This window comes from Mesorhizobium sp. ANAO-SY3R2 (assembly GCF_042466635.1).
GTDB lineage: Bacteria > Pseudomonadota > Alphaproteobacteria > Rhizobiales > Rhizobiaceae > Aminobacter.
Genome location: NZ_CP159955.1, coordinates 1,951,429 through 1,969,062 on the forward strand (window position 1 = coordinate 1,951,429; position 17,634 = coordinate 1,969,062).

Genomic DNA, 17,634 nt, shown 5'->3' on the forward strand with positions numbered 1-17,634 from the left:
AAAGGGTGCAAGATTATTGCATTCCCTGGAGACATCATTTTCGTGGCCGCTCTGAAAAACCTTGTCGAATCGCGTCGTTTCGACCTCTTCATCACGGCGTTGATCGTCCTCAACGCGGTCACGCTCGGCCTTGAAACCTCGCCGAGCGCGATGAGCGCGTTCGGCCCGCTCCTGATCCTGATAGACCGCCTGATTCTCGGTGTTTTCGTTTTTGAGTTGCTGGCTCGAGCCATCGTCTACCGTGGCGCCTTTTTCCGTGATCCCTGGCGCATCTTCGACCTTGTAGTCGTTGCATTCGCACTCGTACCTGCGACCGGGAACCTGTCCGTGCTGCGGGCGCTGCGCATTTTGCGCGTCCTGCGCCTGATCAGCATTGTCCCGTCCCTGCGTCGCGTCGTCACCGGCTTCATCGCCGCGCTGCCCGGCATGGGATCGATCATGCTTTTGCTTGGCCTCGTCTTTTATGTGTTCTCGGTAATGGCGACGAAGCTCTACGGCGAGGCGTTTCCAAAACTGTTCGGAGGCATTCCGGAATCGCTCTACACCCTGTTCCAGATAATGACGCTCGAAGGCTGGTCCGACGGTATCGTTCGGCCGGTCATGGAGGTCCATCCGGGGGCCTGGTTGTTCTTCATCCCGTTCATCATCGCCACCTCCTTTACCGTGCTCAACCTGTTCATCGGCGTCATCGTGTCGGCAATGGAGGCGGAACATGACGAAGTGGAGTCGGTCTCGCGGGCAGAGCTTCATGACGAGCAGGACGTCATGCTGACCGAGATTCGGGCGCTCCGTGCGGAAGTCCAGGCACTGGCCAAGGCTCGGGCATAGGTCCCATCACTTGCCTTGAGGCCTCAAGCATCGCGAGAGGCGAGCGTCTGAACGCTCGCCTCGGTCGTGCCCATGCCTTCGCCCTCCAGTCGCAGTTCGGCCGGCCGGCTACTATGCCGACCACGGCCATGGCCAACAGGGCCACCGCCCCTAGCCACGACATTCTCAGCCTTGTGCAACCTCGGAACTGATTCAAGGCTGGCGCGTGAATTCGTTCATCCTCGAGATGGACGGCATTGCAGCGCTTGCGCACTTCGCCAACGGCCAGGCCAAGTGGGAGGATGATTTCACCTTGCCTGAAAACCCTCTCAGTTCCTTCGGAACCTTGCGGCGATGCCGCTTTCTTTCGCCCCGACTCTGGACGTGCTCCAACGTCATTTGCTTTCTTCAAGCACCCTCCAGCGTACAGATTAGTGCACATAGGGGAACGTGCAAGCAGTTGAATTGCTTGGTTTCTGCGGCTTTTCGCGTGGAAAATGGTGCCCCCGGCAGGAATCGAACCCGCGACCTTCGGTTTACAAAACCGCTGCTCTACCAGCTGAGCTACAAGGGCAATGCGTCCCGGTTAGCATATTTTCCCGCTCAGTAAAGCCCATTTCGAGCAAGCGGTGAACCGTGCTCGGGGCGATTGCGACACGCGGGCCTAAAATCACGGCTTTCCGGTCACGACATTTTCTTCGAGGCCGATCATGGCGGATATGGGAGGACAACTGGATGATCAGGTTTGTCATCGTGGCGGTGGTGGCAATCGTCACGTGCCTGCTGTTGCGCAAACTCTTCCGTAGCCTGCAGGAACGGCGAATCGACTGGACAGGAATTACAGCCATGATCGGCTTCGTCGTTCTCGCCTTCTACCTGCGTCACGTCACCGGGATGGGATGAACCATCTAATGTGCGTCCCCCGCTGCCGCCGCAGGTGAGCCCCGGCACACCGTACCCTTGCCTCTCTCTTTGCTTCGCCAAAACCCCGTGCTACCCCGTTGCCGGCGGCCGGCATCGGCGTTCGGACCGCCGACAGGGATCTCATGGACGCCAAGTCGCTGACATTTTCGTTCGCATCCTCCGGCACGCCGGAGGCGGATGCCGCGGTCCAGCGGCTTGCGCAGCGCTACGGCCAGATGCCGGCCGCGGAAGCGGACATCATCGTCGCGCTTGGCGGCGATGGTTTCCTCCTGCAAACGCTGCGCGAGACGATGAGCACCGGCAAGCGCGTCTTCGGCATGAACCGCGGGACGGTCGGGTTCCTGATGAATGAATATAGCGAGGAGGCCGTGCCAGAGCGTCTCGCGGCCGCCGTCGCCGAAACCATCCGCCCGCTCGAAATGGTGACCGTCGACACCAATGGCGAGACCATGGAGGCGCTCGCCATCAACGAGGTGTCGCTGCTGCGTCAATCCTATCAAGCGGCGCGCCTTCGCATCTCGGTGGACGGGAAGGTCCGGCTCGAAGAGCTGATCTGCGATGGTGTGATGGTCGCCACTCCGGCCGGCTCGACGGCCTACAATCTATCGGCACACGGGCCGATCCTGCCGCTGGACGCACCGCTCCTTGCGCTGACGCCGGTCAGCCCGTTCCGGCCGCGGCGCTGGCGTGGTGCGCTGCTGCCCAAGACGGCGGTAGTGCGCTTTGAAATCCTCGAAGAGCAGAAGCGGCCGGTGAACGCCGTCGCCGACCACACCGAGGTCAAATCGGTGGTCTCCGTCGAAGTCAAAGAGTCGGACAAGCATACTGCAACCCTGCTGTTCGACCCTGGCCATTCCTGGAGCGAACGCATCCTCACCGAGCAGTTCAGGTACTGAACATCGGTCAGGACTAGCAGTTTGATCGCGGCATTTGCCGCCATTGTGCCAGTTTGAGTTGACAAATCGCATACTTACGCCTATCGCGTTGCGGCATATCGCAGGCGGTTTGCGCCTGTCGTGGCCAAAAAGCCGCGCCCTTGAACGAGCAAAGACAGCCAACAAACTTGTCCGAAGACACTCAGACCGCTCCAGAAGCGTTGACCTTCGCAGACCTCGGCCTGTCGCCGAAGGTCCTTTCCGCAGTCACCGACGCAGGCTACACCCAGCCTACGCCGATCCAGGCGGGCGCAATTCCGCACGCGCTGCAAGGCAAGGATGTCCTTGGCATTGCCCAGACAGGCACCGGCAAGACGGCATCATTCGTCCTGCCGATGCTGACCAGGCTGGAAAAGGGCCGGGCCCGCGCCCGCATGCCGCGCACGCTGATCCTCGAGCCGACGCGCGAACTTGCCGCTCAGGTCGAAGAGAACTTCGTCAAGTACGGCAAGAACCACCGGCTCAACATTGCGTTGCTGATCGGCGGCGTGTCGTTCGACGAACAGGAAAAGAAGCTGGAGCGCGGCGCCGATGTGCTGATCGCGACGCCCGGCCGCCTGCTCGACCACTTCGAGCGCGGCAAGCTGCTGCTCTCGGCGGTCGAGATTCTCGTCATCGACGAGGCCGACCGCATGCTTGACATGGGCTTCATCCCTGACATCGAGCGCATCTGCAAGCTGATCCCGTTCACGCGTCAGACGCTGTTCTTCTCGGCCACCATGCCGCCGGAGATCACCAAGCTGACCGAGCAGTTCCTGCACGCCCCTGTTCGCGTCGAAGTGGCCAAGGCGGCGTCCACCGCCATCAACATCACGCAGCGGCTGGCCAAGTCCGGGCCGAAGCCCTGGGACAAGCGCGAGACGCTGCGCCGCCTGATTCGGGCCGAAGGCGACGAGATCAAGAATGCGATCATCTTCTGCAACCGCAAGGTCGACGTATCGGAACTGTTCCGCTCGCTGGTGAAGCATGACTTCAATGCCGGTGCGCTGCATGGCGACATGGACCAGCGCGCCCGGATGACGATGCTGTCCAATTTCCGGGATGGTAAGCTGCAGCTGCTTGTCGCTTCCGACGTCGCAGCGCGCGGCCTCGACATTCCCGATGTCAGCCACGTCTTCAATTACGACGTGCCGATCCATTCGGAAGATTATGTCCACCGCATCGGCCGTACCGGCCGCGCTGGCCGCTCGGGCAAGTCATTCACCATCGCCACGCGCTCCGACACCAAATATGTCGACGCTATCGAGAAACTGATCGGCCAGAAGATCGAGTGGCACGACGGCGACCTTTCGACTGTTGTCGCGAGCGAAGGCGACGATGAGGCTCCACGCCATGGCCGCGGCAGTTCGCGCCGTGGCGGCAAGGAGCGGCACGGCCGCGACCGTGACCGCAAGCCCCATCATGACCAGGCGCCGGCTGCCCAGGAAGCCGCCCCCGCAGAGGTGCCGGCCGATAATGTGGTCTCCGACATGGAAGAGCGCCGCGCTCGCAAGGAAGCGATTCGGAGCGGCAATTCCGAACGCAAGTCGCGGCCCGACCACAACGAGCGGCCACGCCGCGATGATCGCAACCGTCGCGGTCGCGAGCGCGAGGACGAGGACGACAACGTTCTGGGTTTCGGCGACGATATGCCGGCCTTCATGCTGATCGCGACCAATATCTGACATACATGCCCACTACGAAAAACGGCCCCTTCCGGGGCCGTTTTCTTGTCGACTTGTTGCCGTGTTCGCTCACTGGAGCGGCGAAAGCTGGATCTCGACGCGACGGTTCTGCGCACGACCATCGGGTGTAGCGTTGGACGCGATTGGACGCGTAGCGCCAAATCCGGTCACGGCGAAGCGGCGCCTGTCCACGCCCTGAGCGCCAAGATAGTCCGCCACCGACAGCGCGCGACGCTGCGACAGATCGAAATTGTGCTGATCGCCGCCGGTCGAATCGGTATGGCCGAAGACATCGACGGTGGTCTGGTTGAACTTCTGCAGCACGAGCGCCACCGAATTCAGCGTCGGGAAGAACGCAGACTTCACGGCATCCTGATCGGTTGCAAAGGTGATGTTGGACGGCATATTCAGGATGATCTGGTCGCCGGCGCGGGTGACGCTGACGCCGGTTCCCTGAAGCTGGGCGCGCAGTTCGGCTTCCTGCCTGTCCATGTAGTTGCCGATGGCGCCGCCAGCCAGGGCACCGATGCCGGCGCCAATCAGCGCATTGCGGCGATCATTGCCACCGGCGAGCAGTCCGAGACCGGCGCCGGCAAGCGCGCCCATTCCGGCACCGGCTGCGGTGTTGGAAACTCTCTGCTGACCCGTGAACGGGTCAGTCGTGCAAGCGCCGACAAACATGCTGCCTGCCAGCACGCACATTACAGTCTTCTTCATAAGGTCGTCCCTCTCCGAATCGCGAAACACGACGATGCTTCGTGCATAGCCCCTTCACCGGCCTTGTAGCACGAATTGCGGCGAAAAACGGAACAGGGAGGACTCCTTGCACGTGTCAAACGCACGGTCTGGCCGGCGTGTGACATTTCAAACCGCGCAGCCATTTGCCGCAGGGCTCTAGGCTCCGCGCAGACTCGCCCCGCCTAGACAGGGACGACACGTGTGGAGAGCCCGTCCCCGTGCAAGGAACTGTAGAGAGACGCCAGTACGGTAGTTCAGAACGACTTCGGCGGTACGAACAGGCAGATCGTGCGGGTGTTGTCAGCCCCGTTCACCGAGCACCAGTGATATTCGCCATCGGGCGAATCGTGCAGGCGAGCGTCCTTATATGGAACCACCTCGCCGGTGCTTGTGATCACATAACCCTGTGGCCGCTCCGTGATCGCCTTCTTCGGCACCTCACGGCAATCAACGCCCGAGCAGCAGGAATAGGGATAGCTCCAGCCCTTCGGCGCGTCGTGAGAAGAGGCCGGTGGAATAGCAAGTGCAGTCAGAATGAGCGTGGAGACAACGAGCGCATGGTTGCGCTTTGGGCGTTTTCCTGTGCACAGCATCGCGTCTTTCCCTGAGATTGCCTCCCAAGCAAATCCTGCACCCCGCTGTTGAACGAGTATTCAGCCGATATGTTCCCGCGGCAGCGTCGGCCCAGTCAAAAATCGCTTTGGCGATGACTGGGCACGATGTAGCGCTTGAAGTCAGTCGAGATCGGCGACTGCCTGCCCTGCTCCACCTTCTATACGCTGCGACAGCGACGCTTCCATGAAGTCGTCCAGATCGCCGTCGAGCACGTCAGACGGGCTTGTGCTTTCGACGCCGGTGCGCAGATCCTTGACCAACTGGTAGGGCTGCAGCACGTAGGAACGGATCTGATGCCCCCAGCCGATGTCGGTCTTGGCAGACTCGGTCGCATTGGCTACGGCCTCACGCTTCTTCAGCTCTTCCTCGTAGAGGCGCGAGCGCAGCATTTCCCACGCCTTGGCGCGGTTCTTGTGCTGCGAGCGTTCAGCCTGGCAGGCAACAGCGATGCCGGTGGCGATGTGTGTGATACGCACCGCAGAGTCGGTCGTGTTGACGTGCTGGCCGCCTGCACCCGACGAGCGATAGGTGTCGATGCGCACGTCGGATTCGGAAACGTCAATCTCGATCGAATCGTCGATGACCGGATAGACCCAGATGCTCGAGAAGGAGGTGTGGCGCCGCGCGTTGCTGTCATAGGGCGAGATGCGGACCAAGCGATGGACGCCCGACTCCGTCTTCAGCCAGCCATAGGCATTGTGCCCCTTGATCAGGATCGTGGCTGATTTGATGCCGGCTTCTTCGCCGTCATGAACTTCCAGCACCTCGACCTTGAAGCGGCGGCGCTCGGCCCAGCGCGTGTACATGCGCAGCAGCATGTTCGCCCAGTCCTGGCTTTCGGTGCCGCCGGCGCCGGCGTGAACTTCGAGATACGTGTCGTTCGAATCAGCCTCGCCCGACAGAAGCGACTCTATCTGGCGCGCCCGGATCTCACCGGCAAGCGAACGGATCGCCGTTTCGGCTTCGCTGATGATGTCAGCGTCGCCTTCTTCCTCGCCCATTTCGATCAAGCCGAGATTGTCGTCAAGCGCCTGGCTCAGGCCCTTGATGGCGCGGATGTTGTCGTCGAGCGACTGGCGCTCGCGCATCAATTTCTGCGCCTCCTGCGGGTCGTTCCAGAGGTTTCCGTCCTCTGCCCGCATGTTCAGGTAATCAAGCCGCTTTACCGCCTGATCCCAGTCAAAGATGCCTCCTCAGCAGGCTTATGGCCTGCCTGATTTCGTCGACGATGTTCTGCGTTTCCGCGCGCATGGGAGCTTGCTTCTTCATGTTTGTGGCGGCCTGAAACGGCCTGTTGAATCGGCGCGGACCATAGGGACGAGGCCGACGCCTGTAAAGTAAAATGGGCGGGCGCGCATGGCGTCCGCCCGTGCATATGGCGCCTTCTAGCGGCCAAATCCAGGCCGTTGCGCCCTCTTCCAGCCGCCCTGCCGCATTCTGGCCGAAACGAAAACGCGCGCCGGCCAGCAGCGCGCGCTTCAATCGTTCTCAGGCTGGGAGCGGCTGCGCCGGCTCCGGCTGGCGTCTTCAGTAGAGTCCGCCGCCGCCCTCGTTGATCTCCTTGCTGGCCTGGGGCGAAAGCGCCTCGCCATAACCATTGCTGCCGTCCTCGCCCATGCCGATGACCCAATAGCTGTCGGCGGGTCCAGTGCCAGGCTTGAAGGCTTCCATGATGGTGCCGCCCTGGCCTTCCTGCGCCTGCATGCCCGTCTTGCGGTCGATGGAAATCAGCCTCATGCCCTCGGGAACGACGAAGTCGACCTTCGGTGTACCTTCGAGCGCCACCTTCATGAAATCCTTGAAGACCGGGGCTGCAAGACCGCCGCCGGTGGTGCCCTTGCCAAGCGACTGCGGCTTGTCGAAGCCGAAATAGAGGCCGACGACCAGGTTCGGCGTATAACCGACGAACCAGGCGTCCTTCTCGTCATTGGTCGTGCCGGTCTTGCCGGCGATCGGACGGCCCAGCTCGAGCAGCGTGGTAGCCGTACCGCGCTGGACGACGCCTTCCAGCATCGAGGTGATCTGGTAGGCGGTCATCGGGTCGAGCACCTGTTCGGAATTGTCGACCAGCTCCGGTTCTTGCTGGTTGGACCATTCGGTAGCGACACAGCCCTCGCAGCCACGCTCGTCGTGCTTGAAGACGGTCTTGCCGTAACGGTCCTGGATGCGGTCGATCAGCGACGGCTTGATCTGGCGGCCGCCATTGGCCATCACGGAATAGGCCGATACCATCCGCATGACGGTCGTCTCGCCGGAGCCAAGCGACATGGCGAGCACGGGCAGCATCTTGTCATAGACGCCGAAACGCTCGGCATATTCGGCCACCGTCTTCATGCCCATATCGTTGGCAAGCCGGACGGTCATCAGGTTGCGTGAACGCTCGATGCCGGCGCGCAGCGTCGAAGGGCCGGCGGCCCTGCCGTCGTAATTCTTGGGCGACCAAGTCGTGCTACCGGTCTGGATGGTGATCGGGCCGTCCATGATCACCGAAGCCGGCGTATAACCATTGTCGAGCGCTGCCGCGTAGACGAACGGCTTGAAGGCCGAGCCGGGCTGGCGCATCGCCTGCGTGGCGCGGTTGAACTCCGATTGCGAGAAGGAAAACCCGCCGACCATGGCAAGCACGCGGCCGGTATGCGGATCCATGGCGATCAGGCCGCCCGACACTTCCGGCGGCTGGCGTAGCGCGTAGCCTTCGCCCTTGGCATTCTTCTCGACGTAGATCACGTCGCCCGCCTTCAGGACTTCGGCAGGCGAGTTCGCCTTGAGGCGCTTGCCGTCGACGACATGGCGCATGGCAAAGCTCATGTCGTCCTTCGAAATGGTGCTTTCCTCGCGTTCCTTCGACAGCGCACCGGAAATCTCGCGCTTCGGCTGCAGGCCGATCTGCAATCCGGCCTTCGAGCTGTCGAGCACGACCGCCAGACGCCATTCGGGGACATCTTCCAGGCCCTTGACCTCGCCCAGCGGCACGCCCCAATCGCCGGAGACGTCGATGTTCTTGACCGGACCACGATAGCCGCGCAGGCGGTCATACTTGAGCATGCCGGACTGCATCGACTTGCGAGCGAAGGCCTGGAGATGCGGATCGAGAGTGGTGCGCACCGAAAGGCCGCCCTCGTAGAGCGCGTTCTGGCCGTAGCGGGCAATCAGCTCGCGGCGGACTTCCTCGGTAAAATACTCGCCGGCGAACACATAGTTGCCGGTACGGCGCGGCGTCACTCCAAGCGGCGCAGCCTTGGCCTTGTCGCCTTCCTCGCGCGACACGTAGCCATTGACCACCATCTGGTCGATCACCCAGTTGCGGCGCTCGATCGCGCGCTCAGGGTAACGGAAAGGATGATAGTTCGACGGCCCCTTGGGCAGCGAGGCCAGGTAGGCCGCCTCGGCGACGGTCAGTTCGTTGACGGACTTGTCAAAATAGGTGAGCGCGGCGCCTGCGATGCCATAGGCACCCATGCCGAAGAAGATCTCGTTGAGGTAGAGCTCGAGGATGCGATCCTTGGAATAGGCCTGCTCGATGCGGAAGGCCAGGATCATCTCCTTGATCTTGCGCTCATAGGTCTGGTCGGCAGTCAGAAGGAAGTTCTTCGCCACCTGCTGGGTGATGGTCGAAGCACCGACCTGGCGGCGGCCGGAGCCAAAATTCTGGAAGTTCGTCAGCACCGCGCGACCGAGGCCGGTCACGTCGATGCCGGGATGGTTGTAGAAATTCTTGTCTTCAGCCGACAGGAAAGCCGCCTTCACGCCGTCGGGCACCGCCTGGATCGGCAAATAGAGGCGGCGTTCGCGTGCGAATTCGCCCATCAGAGCGCCATCGGAAGCATGGATGCGCGTGGTTACTGGTGGCTCGTATTTTGCGAGCACCTCGTAATCAGGCAGTTCCTTGTTCAGCTTGCCGACATAGAGCGCTACGCCCGCAGCGACGACCAGCGCAAGCGTTGTGCCAATGCCGAAGAAATAGCCGATAAGACGAATCATGCCCGCTCCAGATCCAGGTTCGGGGATTCCCTAAACCAACCCGCCACCATCGCAAGCCGCAGGAATCGTCCCGATCCGCAATGGGCACACCCATGTCGCGCGGTTGTGGGCAAAATGCGGCAAATGCCTGCTGCAGCCAAAGATTCAGACCACAGCTGTATCAAATACTCGCGTAGTGGCTCCACGGCAACGACTGCCCTGCAGTTACCCTCCGGTAGTCCCTCGCTCGACCACGAAAGCGGAGACGGCCTTGGCGATGCTCGTTGCGGCCTTCTCGCGCCATTCGGCACTGCGAAGCTGCTCTTCGTCCTTGGCATTGGAAAGGTAACCCAATTCGATCAGGACCGAGGGAACATCAGGAGCCTTGAGCACACGGAAGCCCGCCGAGCGATGCGGGTTGTTGATCATCCCGACCGTCGGCGAAAGCTGCCCCACCACTGACCGGGCAAAACGCGCCGAAAAGCCGTGCGTCTCCCGCCTGATCAGATCGACCAGTATGTCCGCCACTTCATGATTTTCTTCGACGACATCGACGCCGGCCAATTTATCCGAAAGGTTTTCGCGGTCGGCAAGCGCCTGCGCATCGGCGTCGGACGCCTTGTCGGACACAGTATAAACGGTAGCGCCGCGGATGCCCTTCAGTCTGATCGTGTCGGCATGGATCGAAATGAACAGGTCGGCTTCGTTCTGGCGAGCGATGCGCACGCGGTCATCGAGCCGCAGGAAGTCGTCGCCCTCACGCGTCAGCACGACCTTGTAGCGGCCATCCGCCTCAAGCTTGGCCTTCAGCTCATTCGAAAAGGCCAGCGTGATCTCCTTTTCGACCGTGCCGTTCAGCCCCTCCGCGCCGCCATCAATGCCACCGTGGCCAGGGTCAATCACGATGGTGAACGGACGATCGCCAGGAAGTGCGAGCTTACCGACCCTGTCGGTCTTGGCGGTGGTCGTCGAGGCTGTCGTCTCGGCCTGGATCGCCAGGGCCGCATCGAATTCCCGCTCCGAGGCCGCGGCAATATCGGCGACCATGCGATAGCTTGATCCGTCTTCGTTCTGCAGAACCTCGATCTTTTCGACGTTGAATGGCCCCTTGGGCGTCAAGATGAGTCGCGACACCCCATCGCCAAGAGCGCCATAGCGCACGCTGCTGATCAGGCCCCGAGGCTTGACGTCCTCGGGCTTAAGCGCCAGCGCCACGTCCGGCAGATCGATGACAAGGCGGTGTGGGCTGCGCAGCAGCAGCCATTTTGGCTCCGGTTCGCGGTCGAAATTGATGACGACTCGCATGTGGCTTGCGTCGCCTGCCATCTTGTAATCCAGAACCTTGACTGGCTCAGCGGACCAGGCAGGCAAGCAAGCGATGCTCAAGAATGCGGCCATCAGCGCGAGCAATGCCAGCGCGATATGGCACGCGCGCCCGGCTTTGCCGCTTCCGCGTGCGCAGCCATTGCCAGTCCATGCCGCAGGCACCATCTTAGTCTTGTCGCTCCAAAACAGGTGCGCAGGCGCTGCACACAGTCCGTCGTTAGCGGCCACTTGCGGCCTTTTTTCGATTAACGACTGGTAACCAGAGAAGGTTAACCGAGTCTTTGCCGAAATAGCCGCTTGCCGGCACAGGAAATCAGGGTTGCGCTCAACCTCGCCAAATCATAAAAGCGACGTTGGATCACTGCAATCTAGGGCCCGCGCCCCAGCGACTTTCCGCTAGGGAATTACGCGACGAGCGATGGCCCGAATCGCATCAGAGATGAGATCTCGGTGATCGCGTCGATTTTCGCAGAAGCCGACCCGTGGCGGGGCCGGACTGCGTCAGGAAAACGGCCGGACTTTTCGCTCCGCGCCGGCTCTGTAAGAGCAAAATAGCTGGTCCGGTTCTCCGGGCTTAGGTTCAAAACAAGGTTCCGCGAGGTCACGCTTTGGCCGCAGGCAAAATCATGGACAGGTCCGCAAGCAACCGCGCCATTACGGCAGCGGGCGGTACCGCCATGGCGCTTGGGCAGCGACCCGTGGACGCAAAATTATCCGGCACCCCTTTTTCAGCACACTCACGGCGGCGGACGAGTTCCCGCAGGCCGCGGCTGACGGTCGCCGGGAGGACACAATATAATGCCCAACAAGATGCTGATAGACGCCTCCCACCCGGAGGAAACACGGGTTGTCGTAGTACGCGGTAACCGCATTGAAGAATTCGATTTCGAATCCCAGGACAAAAAGCAGCTCAAAGGAAACATCTACCTCGCCCGTGTAACGCGGGTCGAACCGTCACTTCAGGCTGCCTTTGTCGAATACGGCGGAAACCGGCACGGTTTCCTCGCCTTTAGCGAAATTCATCCCGACTATTACCAGATCCCGGTTGCCGACCGGCAGGCGCTTCTACGCGCCGAAGCCGAAGAGGCCGAGGACGAGGAAGACGACGAAGAAGGTGGCGAGGAGCGGCAGGACCGCAATCGCGGCCGTCGCCGTCGTCGTGGCGGAAAGAATCGCGGCCGCAACGGCGACGAGAACAAGTCCGAAACCTCCGGCGATGATGAAAACGCCCCCTCTTCCGAGGACGAAGGCGAATCAGTCGCGGCTAGCGCAGACGCCGATCAGGCGCCTGCTGACGAACATGCATCCAACGATTCCGGCGAAGAATCCGCTGAACGCCAGTCGGGCGCGATTGCCGCGTCGGCCGATGCCGATGTGATTTCCGAGAAGGCCCCCGAACCGGCCGTCACCGAGAACGAAAGCGGTGGCGTCATCGAGGAAGTACACTCGAGCGATCATGACGATCACGAGATCGAGTCGGTCGGCGCGGAAGACGCGCTCGAGGAAGCACGCGACCGCCGCAAGCCGGTTCGCCGTCATTACAAGATCCAGGAAGTGATCAAGCGGCGCCAGATCCTGCTGGTCCAGGTGGTCAAGGAAGAACGCGGCAACAAGGGTGCGGCGCTGACGACTTATCTGTCGCTGGCCGGTCGTTATTCGGTGTTGATGCCCAACACGGCACGCGGCGGCGGCATTTCGCGCAAGATCACCAACGCGCAGGATCGCAAGCGCCTCAAGGAGGTGGTCGCTGACCTCGAAGTGCCGAAGGGCATGGGCGTCATCCTGCGTACCGCCGGCGAAAGCCGCACCAAGGCCGAGATCAAGCGCGACTACGAATATCTGATGCGCCTGTGGGAGAATGTCCGCAGCCTGACGCTCCAGTCGACGGCGCCCGCGCTGGTCTATGAGGAAGGCAGCCTGATCAAACGATCGGTGCGCGATCTCTACAACAAGGAAATCGACGAGATCCTCGTCTCCGGCGAGGATGGCTACCGCGAGGCCAAGGACTTCATGCGCATGCTCATGCCGAGCCATGCAAAATCGGTCCAGCCCTATCGCGACAGCACGCCGATCTTTGCCCGCAACGGCATCGAGGCGCAGCTCGACAAGATGCTGCAGCCGCAGGTCACGTTGAAGTCGGGCGGCTACATCATCATCAACCAGACGGAAGCGCTGGTTGCGATCGACGTCAACTCCGGGCGCTCGACCAAGGAGCACTCGATCGAGGAGACCGCACTCCACACCAATCTGGAGGCGGCCGAGGAAGTCGCACGTCAGCTCAGGCTTCGCGACCTTGCCGGACTGATCGTCATCGACTTCATCGACATGGAGGAGAACCGCAACAACCGCGCGGTCGAAAAGAAGCTCAAGGACTGCCTGAAGAACGACCGCGCCCGCATCCAGGTCGGCCGCATCTCACACTTCGGCCTGATGGAGATGTCGCGCCAGCGTATCCGCGCCAGCGTTCTCGAATCGACCATGAAGCCCTGCCCGCATTGCGGCGGAACCGGCCATGTGCGTTCGGACTCCTCGATTGCCTTGCAGGTGGTTCGCGCCATCGAAGAGTTCCTGCTCAAGGACTCGCGCAGCCACATCACGGTCAAGACGCCGATGGCGACGGCACTCTATGTGCTCAACCACAAGCGCTCCACGCTGGTCGAACTCGAAAGCCGCTTCGGCGTGACGATCACGCTCGAGGCAGACGACAGCGTCGGTTCCCAGAACTACGCGATATTCCGGGGCGCGATCGCCGAGAAGCCCGCCAACTTCGCCCTCCCCGTCCAGGCTCCGGCCTATGAGGAGCCGGAAGAGGTCGAGGAAGAAATCGTCATCGAAGAGGAAGAAGAAGTTGTCGCGGCCGAGGCGCAGCCCGCCCAGCCGCAGCAGGCTTCGGCCGAAGGAGGCGACGGCCAGCAGCAGGACCGCAAGCGTCGCAAACGCCGTCGTCGGCGCGGCGGCCGCGATCGCGCGCATGGGGAAGCGGTTGAAGGCGCAGCCGTAGCCGCTGATGCGGACGAAGCCGAGGAAGGTGAAGCGGAAATCGCGGCCGAGGCATCCGGCGAAGCAGTCGCAAGCGACACCACCGAATCGGAAGCCGAGGCTGAAGCTGCGGCCAAGAAGCGTCGGCGCGGCAAGCGCGGCGGCAAGCGCAATCGCAAGGAAGATGGCGAGCTTTCAGAGGTTGAGGATCTGGCTGCTGCTGAGGGCGCAGTAGCCGTGGCCACTGACGAGGCATCCGAAGTGTCGACGGTCGAGACAGCGGCCGTTGCGGAAGAAGCTGCGGCAGAGCCAGAAGTGGTGGCTGAACCGAAGACGACAGCAGAGGCAAAGCCCAAGAAGCCGCGCCGCACGACCAAGGCCAAGAAAGCCGCTGATGCGCAGGCCGAAGCGCCGGTTGCGGAGGCAGCAAGCGACGCCGTGGCATCCGATGGCGAGCCCAAGCCCGAGAAGAAGGCCGCAAAGCCGCGTGCGCCACGCCGCAAGGCAGCTGCCGCGCCGGTCGAGGAAACGGCGGTCGCCGAGGAGCCTGAAGCTGTGACAGAACCTGCGGTTGTCGCTGAAGCGGCGGAGCCTACGGTTCCCGCAGAGCCTGTCGTCACATCCGTCGTCGAGTCCGAGGCGGATGCATCCGCTGAAGCCAAGCCCAAGAAGGGCGGCTGGTGGCAGCGCAAAGGCTTCTTCTAATCCGCTAATATACAAGACCCCGGTCAGCATTTAGCTGGCCGGGGTATATATAATTTCAGAATAATTTCAGATTATTTCGCTTGCCGTCGAGGGCGCTTTGCACCGATATACGGCGCAGATAGCAACTAGACTCATATTTTGCTGTATACTGCCCGGAGACATATCGGATGACGAAAGATAGCAAGATCGACATATTGGGACTGACCGCACATATTGTCAGTGCCTATGTCGAGAATAACCAGGTACCGGCCGCTGGGCTGCCGGAATTGATCGCCAGCGTCAACAGCGCGATCGTTTCTCTTGGCCAGACCGTCGAGGCTCCAGTAGAGGCACCCCAACCTGCGGTGAACCCGAAGCGGTCGATCCACCCCGACTACCTCATCTGCCTTGAAGACGGCAAGAAGTTTAAATCGCTGAAGCGCCACCTCTCGGTCCATTTCGGACTGACGCCCGAGGAATATCGCGCCAAGTGGGGCCTACCGATCGACTATCCGATGGTCGCGCCGAACTACGCCGCAGCCCGTTCGGAACTTGCCAGGAGTCTTGGTCTGGGCAGGAAGGCCGCCGCTACGCCGGTCAAGGCCCGCGGCCGCGCCAAGAAAGCCTGAAATCAGCCACTCGCTTACATGCGCTTCGGCTAGCGCATCAGCCCGAAAATCGCACTCGATTTTCGGCAAGCACGATGCGCAGTTTCAAGGACTTGGAGCGTCCTTTGTGCGTCCATTCGGACGCACAACGCTCCAACCGATGCGCAGCCGCTATTCCGCAGCAACCACATCCGCGGAATAGCGCAGTTCCCGCATCGGACGGACGCGCAAAGTCGTCTGGTTATAGAGCGGATGGGCCTTGTAGGCAGCCAGCGCAGCCTGGTCGGTGAACTCGCCATAGACGACGATGTCGATCGCGTCGCAGAGCGGGTCAACCTTGGTGTTGACCGTCACTTCGAAGACCGTTGAATGCGGAATCCTGCCGAGGGCCGAGAGCTCTTCGCGGATCAACTCGACGTCCTCTTGCCGCCGCGCACTGAAGAATACGATGTGCCGGATCAAGCCGCGATTCCTTCTGCTGCCTTTGCTCGCGCCTTTTGGGTCGGCTTTTCACCCGCGTCAATCCGGCAAAAGCCAGCGCTGCGATTCTCATGTCAAAGACATGCCCTGCCCTCAACCGGTGACCATCCGGACGACCCGATGGACTTCTCTCACCGTCGAAGCGATCGCCTTGCCCTCGTTGTAGAGAACATCCCAGATGAGGAACAAGGTAAAGCACATGACCACGACAACGTAACGCATCGCCCGTTCCCTCCTCTGAGCACCACAACCTTGAAAGCATGGTAGTGCGCGCGGGCCTCGTTGTGAACCATTAGTAGTCGCTAACTTCTCGTCCCTCATAGCCGCCGAATTGCCACGGGTCAGAAGTGCAACAGTCGTCCTGGCACATCGGCGCGTGACAGATGTCTCTTGAAGTTCGCAAATTTGCCGGAGAAGATCACCTCGCGGTTTCACCGTGGTGGATGGAAGTCTTGGCAAGCCATGGCCAAGTCCATCACGTACCGATCCAAGGCGCGGCCGGCGGCGCGTCTTGGACCAGGCTTCAGAAACCGGCGAACTCGCTTCGAGGAACGAGCTCGACAACGCCGCGTCGGGCTGCAGAGCTTGGGACGACGGCATGGCCCTGGAAAGTGCACACGGATCATCTGACTACGAGGTTACCCGGCTCCATGAGGGCAATATCGCGGACATCGCACACGGCCTCCCTGCCCGCGTGCGCATGGCGCTATCGGTCGCGCTGCACCTGCCGCGCGGCTCGCTCATGGTCAAGATGCCGGACGGGCGCAGCGTGCTTGTGGGCGGCAAGGCGCCGGGGCCCGAGGCGGAGATCGTGCTTCACAACTGGAACCTGCCGAGCCGGGCCTTCAGTGGCGGCACCATCGGGCTCGCCGAATCCTACATGGACGGCGACTGGGAAAGCCCTGACGTCACGAGTTTCCTCGAGCTGTTCGTGATCAATACGGAAGCGGGCGAAAAGGTGGCCAGCGGTGCCAACTGGCTGCTGACGACAATCCAGCGCATTCGCCACTGGCTCAACGACAACACCCGCACCGGCTCGAAGCGCAACATTTCCGCCCATTACGACCTCGGCAACAGCTTCTACCGCCACTGGCTCGATCCGAGCATGACCTACTCGTCAGGGCTCTACGCAACTGGCGCCAATGACCTCGCCGGCGCGCAGACAGAGAAGTACCGCGCATTGGCGCGCGATACCGGCATCGGCCCCAACGATCATGTCCTGGAAATCGGTTGCGGCTGGGGTGGATTCGCCGAATTCGCAGCGCGCGAGGTCGGTTGCAAGGTGACGGGGTTGACGATCAGCCGCGAACAGCTCGATTTCGCGCAGAAGCGCATCCACGACGCCGGCCTCGCCGACAAGGTCGAGTTCAAGCTGCAGGATTACCGCGACGAGACCGGAAAGTACGACCGGATCGCCTCGATCGAGATGTTCGAGGCGGTGGGCGAAAAATACTGGCCGGCATTTTTTGCCAAGATGAAGCAATGCCTGCCTTCGGGCGGCACCGCGGGCCTGCAGATCATCACCATCAACGAGGCGGCCTACCCGCTCTATCGCAAGCGGCCGGATTTCATCCAGCGCTACGTCTTTCCCGGCGGCATGCTGCCGACGCCGACGCTGCTCAAGTCACTGGGCGCCGACCACGGGCTCGACTATCTGCGCGAACGCGTCTTCCCGCAGGACTACGCCCGGACGCTCGCCGAATGGCGCACCCGCTTCTGGTCGTCATGGGAGCGCATCGTGCCACTGGGTTTCGACGAACGCTTCAAGAAGCTCTGGGAGTTCTATCTCCACTATTGCGAAGCCGGATTTCGGGCCGAATACATCGACGTCAGGCAAGTGGTGTACAAGGCGTGACCCCCTGATACCCAATGTTGTCAGCCGCCCGGCGACTTAAGACCGGACAAATACATCGC

Annotated in this window: 15 protein-coding genes and 1 tRNA gene; 7 read left to right on the plus strand and 9 right to left on the minus strand. The window is 61.6% G+C overall.

The features are described from left to right. The first annotated feature begins 42 nt into the window (after positions 1 to 42). Entirely contained in the window at positions 43 to 828 is a 786-nt protein-coding gene (locus tag ABSY17_RS14250) for an ion transporter (protein ID WP_378952679.1), read from the plus strand. A 477-nt stretch (positions 829 to 1,305) separates the two neighbouring features. On the opposite strand, the gene ABSY17_RS14255 is transcribed toward ABSY17_RS14250, so the two are convergent. After that, positions 1,306 to 1,381 (minus strand) — tRNA-Thr (locus ABSY17_RS14255). Positions 1,382 to 1,542: 161 nt separating this feature from the next. Between ABSY17_RS14255 and ABSY17_RS14260 the strand changes: the two genes are divergently transcribed. The 3 genes from ABSY17_RS14260 (at position 1,543) to ABSY17_RS14270 (ending at position 4,330) form a co-directional block, all read left to right on the plus strand. Next, a complete protein-coding gene (locus ABSY17_RS14260; protein ID WP_378951814.1) occupies positions 1,543 to 1,710 on the plus strand; it encodes a hypothetical protein in 168 nt (55 codons plus the stop codon). Between the two features lie 143 nt (positions 1,711 to 1,853). After that, entirely contained in the window at positions 1,854 to 2,627 is a 774-nt protein-coding gene (locus ABSY17_RS14265; protein WP_378951817.1) for an NAD kinase, read from the plus strand. Between the two features lie 167 nt (positions 2,628 to 2,794). Next, positions 2,795 to 4,330, plus strand: coding sequence for a DEAD/DEAH box helicase (locus tag ABSY17_RS14270; RefSeq protein ID WP_378951820.1), 1,536 nt, complete (start codon positions 2,795 to 2,797; stop codon positions 4,328 to 4,330). A 69-nt stretch (positions 4,331 to 4,399) separates the two neighbouring features. Here ABSY17_RS14270 and ABSY17_RS14275 read toward each other — a convergent pair whose 3' ends face one another. The 6 genes from ABSY17_RS14275 to ABSY17_RS14300 form a co-directional block, all read right to left on the minus strand. Continuing rightward, positions 4,400 to 5,047: an OmpA family protein gene (locus ABSY17_RS14275; protein ID WP_378951823.1), complete on the minus strand. Its 648-nt coding sequence runs from the start codon at positions 5,045 to 5,047 to the stop codon at positions 4,400 to 4,402. 275 nt (positions 5,048 to 5,322) lie between these two features. Continuing rightward, positions 5,323 to 5,661 (minus strand): hypothetical protein, encoded by a 339-nt coding sequence (locus ABSY17_RS14280; RefSeq protein ID WP_378951826.1) that lies wholly within the window; start codon positions 5,659 to 5,661, stop codon positions 5,323 to 5,325. Between the two features lie 141 nt (positions 5,662 to 5,802). Beyond that, positions 5,803 to 6,934 (minus strand): peptide chain release factor 2 gene (prfB, locus tag ABSY17_RS14285; protein WP_378952682.1). Its coding sequence is split into 2 segments (ribosomal slippage): positions 5,803 to 6,867 and positions 6,869 to 6,934, totalling 1,131 coding nucleotides; the frame shifts between segments, so codons are not numbered across the junction. Continuing rightward, entirely contained in the window at positions 6,863 to 7,165 is a 303-nt protein-coding gene (locus tag ABSY17_RS14290; protein WP_378953041.1) for a hypothetical protein, read from the minus strand. Before ABSY17_RS14290 ends, prfB begins: the two co-directional genes overlap by 72 nt. Before the next feature lie 45 nt (positions 7,166 to 7,210). After that, a complete protein-coding gene (locus tag ABSY17_RS14295; RefSeq protein WP_378951827.1) occupies positions 7,211 to 9,664 on the minus strand; it encodes a penicillin-binding protein 1A in 2,454 nt (817 codons plus the stop codon). Positions 9,665 to 9,868: 204 nt separating this feature from the next. Continuing rightward, the gene (locus ABSY17_RS14300) at positions 9,869 to 11,134 is read right to left on the minus strand and encodes an N-acetylmuramoyl-L-alanine amidase (RefSeq protein WP_378951829.1); all 1,266 of its coding nucleotides are present in this window, start codon (positions 11,132 to 11,134) and stop codon (positions 9,869 to 9,871) included. A gap of 633 nt (positions 11,135 to 11,767) precedes the next feature. Between ABSY17_RS14300 and ABSY17_RS14305 the strand changes: the two genes are divergently transcribed. Next, entirely contained in the window at positions 11,768 to 14,653 is a 2,886-nt protein-coding gene (locus ABSY17_RS14305; RefSeq protein WP_378951832.1) for an Rne/Rng family ribonuclease, read from the plus strand. 167 nt (positions 14,654 to 14,820) lie between these two features. After that, the gene (locus ABSY17_RS14310; protein ID WP_378951835.1) at positions 14,821 to 15,261 is read left to right on the plus strand and encodes a MucR family transcriptional regulator; all 441 of its coding nucleotides are present in this window, start codon (positions 14,821 to 14,823) and stop codon (positions 15,259 to 15,261) included. Positions 15,262 to 15,411: 150 nt separating this feature from the next. Here ABSY17_RS14310 and ABSY17_RS14315 read toward each other — a convergent pair whose 3' ends face one another. Both ABSY17_RS14315 and ABSY17_RS14320 read right to left on the minus strand, forming a co-directional pair. After that, complete coding sequence (locus ABSY17_RS14315; protein WP_378951838.1) at positions 15,412 to 15,702, minus strand: Dabb family protein; 291 nt, start codon at positions 15,700 to 15,702, stop codon at positions 15,412 to 15,414. A gap of 111 nt (positions 15,703 to 15,813) precedes the next feature. After that, entirely contained in the window at positions 15,814 to 15,942 is a 129-nt protein-coding gene (locus ABSY17_RS14320) for a hypothetical protein (RefSeq protein WP_378951841.1), read from the minus strand. Positions 15,943 to 16,318: 376 nt separating this feature from the next. Here ABSY17_RS14320 and ABSY17_RS14325 point away from each other — a divergent pair, with 376 nt between their 5' ends. Further along, positions 16,319 to 17,575, plus strand: a complete 1,257-nt coding sequence (locus ABSY17_RS14325; protein ID WP_378951844.1) for a class I SAM-dependent methyltransferase — start codon at positions 16,319 to 16,321, stop codon at positions 17,573 to 17,575. Positions 17,576 to 17,634: the final 59 nt, after the last annotated feature.

Excerpts from the sequence above, each read along its gene's own strand:
- ABSY17_RS14325 (WP_378951844.1), top strand. The coding sequence starts at position 16,319 with ATGGCCCTGGAAAGTGCACACGGATCATCTGACTACGAGGTTACCCGG.
- ABSY17_RS14265 (WP_378951817.1), top strand. The coding sequence starts at position 1,854 with ATGGACGCCAAGTCGCTGACATTTTCGTTCGCATCCTCCGGCACGCCG.
- ABSY17_RS14305 (WP_378951832.1), top strand. The coding sequence starts at position 11,768 with ATGCCCAACAAGATGCTGATAGACGCCTCCCACCCGGAGGAAACACGG.
- ABSY17_RS14275 (WP_378951823.1), bottom strand. The coding sequence starts at position 5,047 with ATGAAGAAGACTGTAATGTGCGTGCTGGCAGGCAGCATGTTTGTCGGC.
- ABSY17_RS14310 (WP_378951835.1), top strand. The coding sequence starts at position 14,821 with ATGACGAAAGATAGCAAGATCGACATATTGGGACTGACCGCACATATT.
- ABSY17_RS14280 (WP_378951826.1), bottom strand. The coding sequence starts at position 5,661 with ATGCTGTGCACAGGAAAACGCCCAAAGCGCAACCATGCGCTCGTTGTC.
- ABSY17_RS14295 (WP_378951827.1), bottom strand. The coding sequence starts at position 9,664 with ATGATTCGTCTTATCGGCTATTTCTTCGGCATTGGCACAACGCTTGCG.
- ABSY17_RS14260 (WP_378951814.1), top strand. The coding sequence starts at position 1,543 with ATGATCAGGTTTGTCATCGTGGCGGTGGTGGCAATCGTCACGTGCCTG.
- ABSY17_RS14300 (WP_378951829.1), bottom strand. The coding sequence starts at position 11,134 with ATGGTGCCTGCGGCATGGACTGGCAATGGCTGCGCACGCGGAAGCGGC.
- ABSY17_RS14320 (WP_378951841.1), bottom strand. The coding sequence starts at position 15,942 with ATGCGTTACGTTGTCGTGGTCATGTGCTTTACCTTGTTCCTCATCTGG.